Origin of the sequence: Fibrobacter sp. UWH9, from assembly GCF_900129715.1 — a bacterium.
Lineage (GTDB): Bacteria > Fibrobacterota > Fibrobacteria > Fibrobacterales > Fibrobacteraceae > Fibrobacter.
Window position 1 is genome coordinate 16,893 of the sequence record NZ_FQWP01000004.1, and the last position, 12,586, is coordinate 29,478.

Genomic DNA, 12,586 nt, shown 5'->3' on the forward strand with positions numbered 1-12,586 from the left:
CCTAGAATCTTTCTAGAAAAAATCCCTCGGTTCATAGCCGATGGATTTTTTGTTTTGGAGAGGAACTGAAAATTTTTATTTTTGGTCCTATGGAATTTTTTGACTATTACGAGAAGTTGTTTGGGAATCGCTGGCCGGCTTTGCTGGAGTCCTTGAAGGGCGAGGGCAGGGCTATGGAACTTAGGTTTGGCGATGGCCTTGAGCCGTACTACCTAGACGAGGCTTCTGTCTATGCGGCACGTGCGCTTAACGTGCGGCCTGGTGATGACGTGCTGGATATGTGTGCCGCTCCGGGTGGCAAGACTCTCGTGATTGCATCTATGCTGAAGGGGGAGGGTTCTTTACAAAGTAACGACCGTTCTCCGGATCGTAGACTTCGCTTGCAGCGCGTGGTGGAGCAGACTTTGCCCGAGGCCTGGCGTTCCATTATCAAAATTTCTGGTTATGATGGAATGAAGTTTGGCCTGCACAAGAAGGAGTCCTACGACAAGATTCTGCTGGATGCGCCTTGTTCTTCTGACAGGCATGTGCTGAACTCTCCGGAACATTTGAAAGTTTGGTCGGCGAAGCGTGTTAAGCGTTTGTCTGTAGAACAGGGGGCTCTGTTGGCTTCTGCGGTAGATGCCCTGCGACCGGGCGGAACGATTGTGTACGGCACTTGCGCCCTTTCTCCCATGGAAAACGATGACGTGGTCAAGAAGATCCTCAAGAAGCGTCCTTCTATGCAGCCTGCAGAAATTGAAGAGGTTTTGCCAGGCGCGGACCGTACGGAGTTCGGTGTGCATATTTTGCCCGACACATCAGACGGAAGAGGCCCGATTTACTGCGCTAAATTGGTCAAGTCTCTTTAAAGTTTGCTTTTTTTATCTAGAATATTCCCTTTTTCTTACAATTATGGGTTTTGGGCTTTTGCCAAAGGCCCTTTTTTATTTATTTTTCTTTACATGTTGAAACGTATTTTAACTTCTTTGGTTGTTTGGGCTGCGGCTACAATGGCCTTTGCCCAGGATGAAATGTCCACTCAGGATGTGTGGCAGGAATCCCCCAGTGTGGAGGCTTCCGATGCCATGGCTGGTTTGGAGGCGGTTGCCTCTCAGTCTCAAGGTCAAACGTCTACAGATGAAGCCGGTACGACCGCAGAAACTCCTGCCGAGTCTCCTGCGTCTGCCGAATCTGCCGCTCCTGCTCCTGCGGCTGTTCCCGCTGCGGTTGTTGCACCTGCCGCTCCGGTTGCTCCCGTAAAGAAGACTCGCGAAGTCCCGGTCCGCTACTGGGTCAATGGTGACTCTACAGAACTGGACGCCATCTTCGTGAAGATCGAAAAGGATACGGTCTACCTGAAGAAGCCCAACGAAAAACAGCAGAAGCGCATCGAAAAATTGGATGATGCCGCCGCCGTAGCCCTCCAGGAAAGCAATGGCCAGGAGGTGGAAGAAATCGAAGAAGATGAAGAAGTCGTCATTCCCAAGAAGGAAAACGAAATCATCATGACCGACGCGGTGAAGGACTCCATGTCTGCCCAGGCCGAAGAGAAACCTGCAGAAGAGGTTCCCGCCGACGATGGTGTAGGTGACGACCTTGAAACCGCACTTGCCAAGGAAGATCAGCGCCAGAAAATGGAAGAAATCGCCAAGGTGGAAGAAGAAATCCGCCAGCGCGAAATCCAGGACAGTATCGAAGCCGAAGCCAAGAATCCCTTTATCAAGATTTACCGCTATGAACTGAAGCGCCTCTACAACCTGGAAGATGAGGTCATGATCGACCTGTCCCTTTCTGATTACGTGGTGCCCGAAATTGTTATCGAAGAAGAAAAGATTGAACTTTATCCTCCCGGAAAGGCCAACCTCCTTGTGGTGTCTGAACCGGAAGCCTGCTCCCTGTTCGTAAATGGAATCCCCCTGAAGCAGGTGGCTCCCGATACCATCAAGAATATCAAGCCGGGCAAGTACACCATCTCTGTCATGAAGGTCCTGAAGGACGTGGAATGGTGGGGCTCTACCGTGGTGCGCATCAATGCGGATAGCCTGAACAAGGTGAGCATTCCTGTGCTTCGCCCCACGACCCGCCTGACCTTGAACACGGATCCGGAAGCGGTGGAAGTGTACATCAACGAACAGCCCACCGAGTACGTGATGCCTCATTACGTGACCGACGTGGTGGTCAACGAGATTAAGCCCCAACCCTCCGCAACGGTTTACCTGAGAAAGGTGGGCTACCGCGATACTTCCGTGACCATCGAAGTGAAGGCCTTTATGCCTAACTTGGTCAACGTGGAAATGACTCCGGTGCTGGATGTGGAATTCATCGAAAGCCAGAAGAACTACGACAAGGCTCGCAGCAACCATCGCATTGGCCGTGGCCTTCTGTGGGGCTCCATCGCTCCCATTATTGCCGGTGGTGTTTTGTGGTACCTGGCCGAACGTGACTGGAGCGACGCTGCTGCCAAGAAGAAGGCTTACACCAAGCTCTCTGCATTTGATAGTGACGATACCCGCCAGATGGTCAAGGACAACCATAGTCTGAATCGTTCTGGTGACGTCAAGGGCGGTATTGCTGCCGGTCTTGGTGCTATCGGTATTGGTTTGTTGACTGCCGGTATTATTCTCGCGTTCTAGGTTCGTGTGAAGACTCTAAAGTTGATTTTCTTTTTGTGCATGGCCTGGGTTGTCCCAGGCTTTTGCCATCCCCACGTTTTTGTGGATGCGACAGTCAAGGTTCTTTTTGACAAGGATGGATTTACCTCGGTCAGGAACCGCTGGGTGTACGATGAACTTTATAGTACCGCCATGACGTCGTCTGGCGATGTTGATGGCGATGGTGTAATTTCTCCCAAGGAAAATGAGTGGTTCAAGAGTATTATCCTGGATCCTATTGAAGGGAATAACTACTACAACTACGTTCAGCGCGGTTCTGATTTCTTGAAGGCTAAGCAGGTCAAGAACTTCAAGGCTTCTTTGCAGAATCGCCGACTGGTCCTTGACTTTGACGTGTATTTTGGTTGCCCTGCCACCAATGATTACTCCATGCTTGTAGTTGTTGTTGCCGACGTTACCAATTACATCTTGATGACCACAGATATGGAAAGTGCCGACGTTGAGGCTCCTGATTCCATAGACGTGGAGTTTTTTAACGACGGCGTTAGCGACTTGACCTTGTTCAAGGCTTTTCATTCGGGTATAGAAGGCTTATACCTGAGATATAAGAAAAAGTAGCGAAAGACTGTTGCGGGGTGAATGTGCAGAATCTCCTGAAAGTTTTAATGGTGCTAGTGCTCTCCTTGGCTATTGGGGCGTCCGCCGCTGTCAAGAAGAAACGCTTTGATGTTAGTGAAGATGGTTCTTCTAAACCTGTTGCGACGCAGGTAGAAACTTCAACAGTCCCTGACAGTGCGGTCAATACAACTTCAGAGGAACCTCTGAAATCTGCGCCCACTCAGGGGGCCTCTTTTCATGCCGCTTTGGCTCAGGTGCAGAAGGATCTGCGCGAAAAAGTAACGGCGAAAATTGTGACCATGAAATCTGGGGACTGGTCTTGTATCTGGAAGTTCCTTCTGCTGTGCTTTGTCTATGGCATGCTCCATGCCTTGGGCCCGGGCCATGGCAAGTCTATTGTCATCGGATTCTTCTTGGCTCGTCGCGGACGTTGGCGTCAGGGAGTTGCTCTGGGTGCGGGTATTACTTTTACTCATACGCTGAGCGCTGTTGTACTACTCTTTATTTTGTGTGCAATTTTCAAGGCCACGGTATTCCCTGTTTTCGAAAATGGTCGCGGTGGTATCGAAATGGCTAGCTATGCATTGCTCATGATTACGGGCTTGCTGCTTGCTGTGCTTGGCGTTGTGGATTTTGTCAAGGGACGTCGCCGTAAATGTGAAGGCCAGGAAAATGTGTTGCCGCCTGTCGCCCGCTGGAAAGAAATTATCGGCATTGCTGCAGTAACGGGAATTGTGCCTTGCCCGGCTGTGGCCCTGATTGTTCTATTCTGCCTGCTGAATTCCATGGTGGGGCTTGCCTTGCTTGGTGCGGTTCTCGTTTGCATCGGCATGACTTGTACCAATGTTCTTTTTGGTATTGGGGCAGTAGCCTTTAGAAAGGGAATCGACAAAACTTCAAGGGCATCTCGCTTTGCCTCTAGCATTTACTGCTTTACTTCGATGGTAGGCGGGGCGGTAATTTTTGTTTCGGGCTTGTTGCTTTTTTCCAATTTCTTTGCTGGTAGGGTTTAGGGGTTTGACCTGATTTTCGCAAATTTTTAACTTTGCGATAATATGAGATTTTGTTTTTTGTTATGCTTGGCTCTTTTTGTAGCCATTGCTTCCGCCGAAGAAAAGAAAGGTGGAATCCTAGAAGGCTTGTATCCTGTAGAAAAAGGTGAAGCCATTGCCGCAGGAAATTTTTATGGCGGTACATCCCTTTCATTGATCCAGGCCAATACCGATGATGATGTGCTGAACATTATGATCGGCGATGTATACGAGGCTTATGGCTACACTTTTACGGTTGAAGCGTTCGGTGGCTACTTCGTCAAGGACGCTATGGCCATCGGTATGCGTGCCGGTTATTCCAGAACCTGGTTTGACATTGACTTCGCCCTGCTAGAAGATGTTTTGGATCTGTCTGAACGTCGAAAGTATGTGAGCAACGGATTCTTTATCCAGCCGCTATTGAAAAACTACCTGAAGATTCTTGATTCCAGAAACGTCTACTTCTTCAATGAAACCTCCATTTCGGTTGAATATTCCTACGGCATATCCCAGACCGATGATGGGGAAGACATGAAGAAATCCCGCAACCGTTCCTGGTCTATTGCGGCAGGTATCAATCCCGGTATTTGCATCATGGTGCTGAACCGATTCGCCTTTGAAACTTCTGTGGGCTTGCTGGGCCTGAATTCCAGCGTTATTGAAGTTGAAGAAAATGGCGAAACTAAAAGTCAGCTTGTGTACAATGTAGTGAACTTTACCATTAACCTATTGGCCCTGGACTTCTCTCTGGTCATGTTCTTCTAGGAGATTGCAATGAACTGGATGAATAAGACTGCTTTTTTGTTCGCGGCTGTGGCCTTGTGCCTGTGGGGCTGTGGCGAATCGGGAACTTCCGCCGAAGTTGAAAAGGTTGATGAAGGCCCTCTCTTTTCAAACTGCAAGGATGCAAGCCTGAATGTCAAGAAACATGAAATTGATGTTCCCTGCCAAAAGGATTCCCTGAAGGTTTCGTCTCTGTCTTCTTTGGGTGGCGCTAAATACTACCTGGCTTTGGACCAGGACCTGGTGGATCCTGAAATAGATTGGGATAGTCCGCTGAAGTCAGGCGCATACTTGATAACAAGAGAAGGTGAATTCGCAAATATTGTAGTCCTTGATGAAAAGAACCGCGTTGTTGACGTCTGGAAGGTCAAATCTCCCGAGGTAAAATCCAGCAGTTCTAAAAAGGTTAGCAGTTCCAGTAGCGTAAAATCCAGTAGTTCTGCCAAGAGCGAGTCTTCCAGTTCCGTAAAGGATGCAGAATCCAGTTCTAGCGAAGAAGTTTCTAGTAGCTCTGAAGAAATTTCTTCCAGCTCCGAAGAAATTCTGTCTAGTAGTGCCGAAGAACCGCAGCTCCCGGGTTCCGATTTTACCAAGTACGACGCTTCTTTCTGGGGAACTACCAGCGATGTCATGGCTGAAGCAACTTCCGCCGGCGATATCAAGTTCCAGTCTTCGGCTAATCTTGAATTTGCCAGTGGTCGTGCAACCTTGACCACCCGCGAGATTGTCGGTTCATTTCTAAGCATTCCCGGCTCCTGGAAAATTGCAGGCGGGTTCTACTTTGCTGGCTCCTTTAAGGCCAATGATATCGTCCAGCTTTACCAGTGGAATTACACTTCGGGAACACCGGATGCCGGTTATGAATCGGATATTTCTCAGGGGATGACATTTGGTCGCCCGTTTACGGCACGCCCGGTTTCCTTTGAGGTGAAATATTCCTACGAACATGTTTCCAATACAAGTACGGAATATCCTCAGAAGTCCTTGATGTATGTGATGCTGGTTAGCGCCGACAAGAAGGTTGTGGCCTGCGGTATGCATTCCGATTCCGAATCCGTAAGCGATAAAACCGTCGTTGTCGAATTGTCCTATGGCGCTGATCCCGATGGATTGTTGCAGGGTGGTTTTGCCATGGCTGAAGGTTTGACTTTGGGCGAGGGAACCGAAGAAGTTGCTTCTATCCATGTGATGTTTGCTTCTTCTGCCTATGCCCATGTGGTGGCTGGCGGTGCTGCTGGAACTGGCAAAAAACAGCGTGGCGGAAAAGAAGCTAAGCTGATCCTCGATAACTTTAAGCTGAATTACTAAGAGGTGGTATCATGAAAGGTCTGATTTCACTCCTTGCGTTCTTAACCGTTTTTATGTCTTTTGTAGCCTGCACTGCCGACTACGATACCTTTGGAACATCGGGCTACAAGACTCTTAACGAACTGACCTTTGAAGGTCAAGATGGTTCCGTGTCGGTCTATGCCGACGAACATAAGATCAAGGTGAAACTTGTCGCTCCCGAAGAAGGTGAATCCTGGGACTCCGTGGCGGTGGATGTTCTGGATATCAGTTCCATGGCGACATTGCACTTGGTCAATAGCAAGTTCAAGGAATTTCCGTCGGATTCCGCCGGATTGGATTCTCTGGCTCACGAAGTTTCTTATTCCAGCGAACGTCTGCGCTCTGGCGACAAAATCCGCATTCCCTCTAGCCTTGCGGTTTATGTGGCTGTGGTGGCCGAAAATGGGGACGCCTCCATTTGGCAGATTAGCTTTACCATTCCTGGCGTAGAAGCCGTTACTGATGACAAGGGCAAATCTTCTTCTAGTTCGGCCAAGTCTTCCAGCAGTGCCAAGTCTGATGATAAGTCTGACGACAAGCAGGATGAAGTGAAGTCCAGCAGTTCCAAGGCTCAGGATTCTGGCGAAAATCTCGGCTCCGCCGAAGAATTCCCTGAATCGAAACCGGATGCACCGCGAATTCTGTCTATGAAGATTGGCGGGAACGAGGCGATCATTGATAGCTCCGTCAGCGACGGCAAGGTCTCCTTCAGAATCCACTATGATGATTTGGACTACGCCTCGGGATTGTCTAGCGTTAAAATTAGCGATATTACCTTGTCTGAAGGAGCCGAAATTTCTGGAGTAGAAAATGACGGCGAATACAACCTGGCCCAGGGGGTGATTGCTACAGTCTCCAACGGCAAGACCGAACAGGAATACCGAATTGTTGCTGGCTATCAGTTCCCCAATAGTTCTTTTGATTCCTGGAACAAGTATGTTGCATCTGACTGGTCTAATGGAAACACCTCCGGCTTCAACATGACTTCTCCTTTGGATGTGGCTGGTGGAAAGGCTGCCAAGATGGAGTCCATGGATGCGAAGATTCTCATTGGACAGTTTGCCAGCGGAAATATCTTTACAGGCTACTTTAATCCTAAGGGCGTTGGCGCAACGAGCATGTTGAGCAAATATCCCGACGGAAATGAACTGATTGATTTCGGTAGGCCTTTTGAAGGTCGTCCGCAGTATGTAGAAGTAGACTTTACCTATGAAGGCAAGGGCGACAGCTGCGACATTTACTTCTTCCTGGAAAATCGTACTGCCACTGCAAATGAGGGAAAGAATCAGTACCGCACCTCTAGCGATGTAAATACGTTGGTGGCTTCTGCCTGGTACCGTTCTGCCTCAGATGACAATTCTGGCCGCCCCAATCCCGATGTGGTTTCCATCGTCGAAAAGGAAAACGGTTTTAAGACCTTGCGCTTGAAGTTTAAGTATGGCGAACCTTATGAAGATTCTCCTATCCATAATTCCAACACTTTTAAGGATGACCTGGAAAATTCCAGCGGCATTGATAACCATCTGAATGGCTATGACGGCGATATGGCTGTGACCCACCTCAGGGCGGTCATGGCATCTAGCGCTAACGGCAATTATTACAAGGGAAAGGTGGGAGCTACACTTGTTGTAGACGAGATACGTTTCTATTATTACTAACGTTTTTAAGAGGACGAAATGAAAAAGACTTTCTTGGCTTTGGTTATGTTGGGTGCTCTTGTTTCTGCAAGCTTTGCCCAGGTAGTGGACGATCCCTCCAAGTATACTTCCGGTGCTCCCGCTCCTGCGACTCCTAATGTGACGATCAATCATGTTGCTAGCAGTGAACCCATTTTTGCCATTTCTGTGCATCCGGTGTCCCTGATTTTTTACCCCCTCTTCAAGGATTATCTGCCACTGATGCTAACCTTGGAAGGTAACATCAATTCCAATGCATCCATTATTACTCGCCCTTACTTCAAAACCAAGAGCTGGGATGGCGAAGACGAAAATCGCAGGAAGATTGATTTTGATGTGAATGTCTTTGGTATTTCTGAAGGTTTCCGCTATTACTTCAACCGCGGCCATCTGGGAATGTACACGGCTATTCATGCCATTTATGAATACGCAAAGGTGGAACGCGACTACGAAGACAAGAGGAGCAAGGACGTTAAGGAAACCGGAAATAGCCTGGGTCTTGCCATGTATGTGGGTAATAAGACCATTTGGGGCCATTTTACCTCTTCCTTTGATATCGGTGCCACCTATACCAACACTTATTTGAGCAAAAAGTACCGCGATGACCTGGAAGAAGTATCTTCTGTGGGCGTAGATTTTGATGTAAATTACACAATTGGGTTTACTTTCTAGTTATATATCCTCAAATTAGGCTGATTTTATTATCTTTACAGATGTAAATTGGAGATTGTCATGGCTGCTTTAGCTCTTACTGCAGAAAATTTTGATGAAGTGATCAGTTCTGGTCAGTTGGTGTTCGTTGATTTTTGGGCTACCTGGTGCCGCCCCTGCATGATGATGGGCCCTATTGTTGATGAACTGGCTGCCGAATATGACGGCAAGGCTATCATCGCAAAGATTAACGTAGATGATGCCGGCGTGAACGACATTTGCGCTCGTTTTGGCATTACTAACATCCCCAACATGAAGCTGTTCAAGAACGGCGTCGAAGTGGGCAACGTTGTTGGCGCAGTGCCTAAGAACACCGTCAAGGCTGTTATCGACCGTAACCTCTAATAGCGATTCTTACACAGATTTTCAAAAAATCCGCCTTTTTGAAGGGTGGATTTTTTTTATCGAAAGCGCTGGATGCAATCGCGCCGGAGTTGCCTGACTTTAGCTCGCAACTGGCTGCTCACCGCTCACTGCCCATGCCTCATTCCTCGTACCTTTTTCTACATTTGCGTCATGCTCACAAAACGTTTGATTGTCTGTTTGGATGTCCGTGACCGTAAGGTGACGAAGGGTGTTAAGTTCAAGGGTAATATCGATATCGGTGATCCGGTGGAGATGGGTGCCCGCTATAGTGACGAAGGCGTCGATGAACTGGTGTTCTACGATATTACCGCCAGCGCCGAAAACCGCCCCTGCGACATGGAAATGATCCGTCAGATTGCAAAGCGCGTATTTATCCCCTTTGCTGTAGGTGGCGGTATCCGCAATCTGGAAGACATGCATCAGGCATTGCTGGCCGGTGCCGAAAAGGTGAGTGTTAACAGCTTGGCTGTCCTCCATTCCGAAATCATTGCAGAAGGTGCAAAGGCCTTTGGCCGCCAGTGCATCGTGCTGGGTATGGATGCGAAGTTTGTGGGTGTTTCTGAAAAGTTCCCCAGCGGTTATGAAGTGTACATTCGTGGCGGCCGTCAGCCTATGGGTCTCGATGCCGTAGAATGGGCCAAGAAGGCTGAAGAGCTGGGCGTTGGCGAAATTTGCCTGAATGCAATTGATACCGACGGTGTCAAGCAGGGCTACGAACTGAACATTACCGACCAGGTGGCCAAGGCTGTCCAGGTTCCCGTGATTGCCAGCGGTGGTGCCGGTACTCCCGACCATATTGTGGACCTGTTCAATAAGACCAGCGCCGATGCCGCCTTGGTGGCTTCCATGGTTCATTTTGGCGACTACACTGTGCCGGGCATCAAGGATGCCATGCGCAAGGGTGGCGTTCCCGTTCGCAACAAGTAATTTTTGACGCGGCACCTCTAGGGGTTGTCGCGTTTTTTTGAGGTTTTATGAATCCGTCTGTAGCTGTTAAGATTTTTGAGGCTGGCCGAAGCGCCGGTGCAGACTTTGTAGAAATTTTTGAAGAAGAAACTCGAAGCTCTAGCCTGGGACTTAAGGACAGTAAGATTGAAACGGCTACGGCAGGTACAGATTACGGTATCGGCATCCGTTTGCTGTATGGTACCGAAGTCCTCTATGGTTTTACCAGCGACGATTCCGAAGAAGCCTTGGTGAACTTGGTAAAGACCTTGGCTTTTGGTCGCATTGCCGCCATGAATGGTGGTGAAGGTTCTGCTGCAAAGCCTTTTGAATTTGCTCCTGCAAAGCGCGTCTGCGATTACAACGCCGCCGCCTTCCAGGATCCTCGAGTTTTGGGCCAGGCTGTCAAACAGGATTTTCTGTTCCGTGCCGACAAGACTGCCCGCGGCATTTCCGACAAGATTGTTCAGGTGACCGTTGGCGTAACTGATGACTGCACCCACATTAATTTGTTGAACAGCGAAGGTCTGAATGTGGAAATGGACCGCAGCCACTTGCGCCTAAGTGTAAGCGTCACTGCAGCAGATGGATCTGAACGCTTGACATCTGCAGAACGTCCGGGCGCCATTGGTGGTTATGAACTGCTGGCCAATTACTCTCCCGAAGAAATGGCCAACTCCGCTGGCGAACGAGTGCTTCGCATGTTGACTGCCGGCTACATTCCCGGCGGCCAGATGCCTGTAGTCATGGGCAACGGCTTTGGCGGTGTAATCTTCCACGAAGCTTGCGGCCATCCGCTGGAAACGGAATCGGTACGACGCAACGCCAGCCCCTTCTGCGGAAAGTTGGGAACGGCTATTGGTCAGCCCTGCCTTACCGCCATTGACGACGGCACCTTGGATGGTGTCTGGGGTAGCCTGAAAATTGACGACGAAGGCACTCCCGCACAGCGCACCACCCTCATCGAAAACGGTATTCTCAAAACCTACATGTCTGACCGTGTGGGTGCTAAGGAAGTGGGCATCGGACTTACCGGAAGTGCTCGCCGCGAAAGCTACAAGTACGCTCCCGTTAGCCGTATGCGCAATACCTTTATCGCCCCGGGCAAGGATTCCCTGGACGATATGATTTCCAGCGTGGATTATGGTCTGTATGCCGCCCGTATGGCTGGCGGTTCCGTAAACCCGGCCACCGGTGAATTCAACTTCGCTGTTGACGAAGGCTACATCATTCGCGATGGCAAGATTTGCGAACCGGTCCGTGGCGCGGCCCTTATTGGCAAGGGGCACGAAATTATGCCTAAGATCAGCATGGTGGGTTCTGACTTGGAATTGGCTGCCGGTGTCTGCGGCGCAAGTTCCGGCCATATCCCCGTAACCGTCGGTCAACCGTCCATCAAGGTGGACCAGATCCTGGTTGGCGGAAGGTGATTTTATCTTCTGTTAGAAAATAAAAGAGGCGCCCCGAAAGGAGCGCCTTTGCTTTAAACCTTGTGACTTAGAAACGGAAGTTTAAGCCTAGGCCATAAGTTTTAGGACGGTTGGGACCATAAAGGTGGTCGCCGATGCCAACTCCGTAGGAGGCGTCTAGGTTCAGCCATTCGGTGATGTCAAACTTGGAACCCACGGTAATCCAGGTTCCGACTGGGGTGTTTTTGCCAAGAAAGGAATCAAAACCGCTATCGTCATAGATTCCGATGATAAAGGAAACTGTAGAACGGATATAGGGCGTGTAGTGGGGTACAACGGTAAAATCCAGTTCTGCTGAAATGTTAGCGGCTAATTCCGAATAGTTCTTCTCACCTTCTGTTTCATACTGGACGCCAAGTTCCGACCCGAAGTTGACCGTGGGGGTTAAGATTGAGGAGAATTGAAAGCCTCCTTTCAGCGTCCATTCGTCTTCAACGTTGTAAGAATCATCGCCAACGGGGATAGCTACGTCGAAGAAAGCGTTCATTTTAGGGATGAACTGGTATCGAATCGAAGCTTCGATGTTTCCTAAACCATTGACATCGTCCATTTCGGTTCCATGCAGTTCTGTGTAGAAGCGGAACGGAACCATTACCCCTAATTCCAAGTTTTGAATGACGGAAAATCGTGCGCCAGCGAACATGGTGAGGCAGCTGGCGTAATTTGTTTCGTTGTAAGCGAGACCTGTATGAGCTTCGCCTTGATTTTTGGGGAGCACCGGGAACAGATCCCAGGAGGCGAAGGTTGCCGAGGCTGCGAAAATTCCGGTGAGTGCGATTTTTTTGAGCATATTTGTTCTCCTTGTTGTAAAAAATTACGGGCGGTAATATACAAAAAGGGGGGGGGGCGCAGACCAATAAACTCAAATTTTTTTTAGACCCCCAAAAAACAAGCGGCGCCCCCCCAAAGGAGCGCCGTTGTTGGTGTATGGGATGTTTGGTTTTGTATCCTTAAGATAGATTTGTTTGGTCCAAGTGGGAATAGTCCAAGGTGATTTGCCGTTGTTGGGTTTTACAACACTTTACAATGGGAGCGCTCCTTTTGGGAGGGTGTTGGAGGGTGTA

Annotated in this window: 12 protein-coding genes; 11 read left to right on the forward strand and 1 reads right to left on the reverse strand. The window is 49.2% G+C overall.

Annotated elements, in window-relative coordinates:
* Positions 1-89: 89 nt before the first annotated feature.
* From BUB94_RS04625 to BUB94_RS04675, 11 genes are all read left to right on the forward strand, one after another.
* The gene (locus tag BUB94_RS04625) at positions 90-851 is read left to right on the forward strand and encodes an RsmB/NOP family class I SAM-dependent RNA methyltransferase (protein ID WP_073156971.1); all 762 of its coding nucleotides are present in this window, start codon (positions 90-92) and stop codon (positions 849-851) included.
* 93 nt (positions 852-944) lie between these two features.
* On the forward strand, positions 945-2,615 hold the full coding sequence (locus BUB94_RS04630) for a hypothetical protein (RefSeq protein WP_073234602.1): 1,671 nt from the start codon (positions 945-947) through the stop codon (positions 2,613-2,615).
* Between the two features lie 6 nt (positions 2,616-2,621).
* Complete coding sequence (locus tag BUB94_RS04635; protein WP_139260122.1) at positions 2,622-3,212, forward strand: DUF1007 family protein; 591 nt, start codon at positions 2,622-2,624, stop codon at positions 3,210-3,212.
* 23 nt (positions 3,213-3,235) lie between these two features.
* The gene (locus BUB94_RS04640; RefSeq protein WP_139260123.1) at positions 3,236-4,225 is read left to right on the forward strand and encodes a nickel/cobalt transporter; all 990 of its coding nucleotides are present in this window, start codon (positions 3,236-3,238) and stop codon (positions 4,223-4,225) included.
* A 42-nt stretch (positions 4,226-4,267) separates the two neighbouring features.
* The gene (locus BUB94_RS04645) at positions 4,268-5,008 is read left to right on the forward strand and encodes a hypothetical protein (RefSeq protein ID WP_139260124.1); all 741 of its coding nucleotides are present in this window, start codon (positions 4,268-4,270) and stop codon (positions 5,006-5,008) included.
* Positions 5,009-5,017: 9 nt separating this feature from the next.
* On the forward strand, positions 5,018-6,334 hold the full coding sequence (locus BUB94_RS04650) for a PCMD domain-containing protein (RefSeq protein ID WP_073234628.1): 1,317 nt from the start codon (positions 5,018-5,020) through the stop codon (positions 6,332-6,334).
* An 11-nt stretch (positions 6,335-6,345) separates the two neighbouring features.
* Positions 6,346-8,013 carry a PCMD domain-containing protein gene (locus BUB94_RS04655; RefSeq protein WP_073234631.1) on the forward strand — a complete coding sequence of 556 codons (1,668 nt, stop codon included), beginning with the start codon at positions 6,346-6,348 and terminating at the stop codon, positions 8,011-8,013.
* A gap of 18 nt (positions 8,014-8,031) precedes the next feature.
* Entirely contained in the window at positions 8,032-8,703 is a 672-nt protein-coding gene (locus BUB94_RS04660; RefSeq protein WP_139260125.1) for a DUF3575 domain-containing protein, read from the forward strand.
* A 60-nt stretch (positions 8,704-8,763) separates the two neighbouring features.
* Positions 8,764-9,087, forward strand: coding sequence for a thioredoxin (gene trxA / locus BUB94_RS04665; RefSeq protein ID WP_073156948.1), 324 nt, complete (start codon positions 8,764-8,766; stop codon positions 9,085-9,087).
* Between the two features lie 171 nt (positions 9,088-9,258).
* The gene (gene hisF / locus BUB94_RS04670; RefSeq protein ID WP_073234636.1) at positions 9,259-10,035 is read left to right on the forward strand and encodes an imidazole glycerol phosphate synthase subunit HisF; all 777 of its coding nucleotides are present in this window, start codon (positions 9,259-9,261) and stop codon (positions 10,033-10,035) included.
* A 47-nt stretch (positions 10,036-10,082) separates the two neighbouring features.
* A complete protein-coding gene (locus tag BUB94_RS04675; RefSeq protein ID WP_073156945.1) occupies positions 10,083-11,483 on the forward strand; it encodes a TldD/PmbA family protein in 1,401 nt (466 codons plus the stop codon).
* Positions 11,484-11,550: 67 nt separating this feature from the next.
* Here BUB94_RS04675 and BUB94_RS04680 read toward each other — a convergent pair whose 3' ends face one another.
* The gene (locus BUB94_RS04680; protein WP_073156943.1) at positions 11,551-12,312 is read right to left on the reverse strand and encodes a transporter; all 762 of its coding nucleotides are present in this window, start codon (positions 12,310-12,312) and stop codon (positions 11,551-11,553) included.
* Positions 12,313-12,586: the final 274 nt, after the last annotated feature.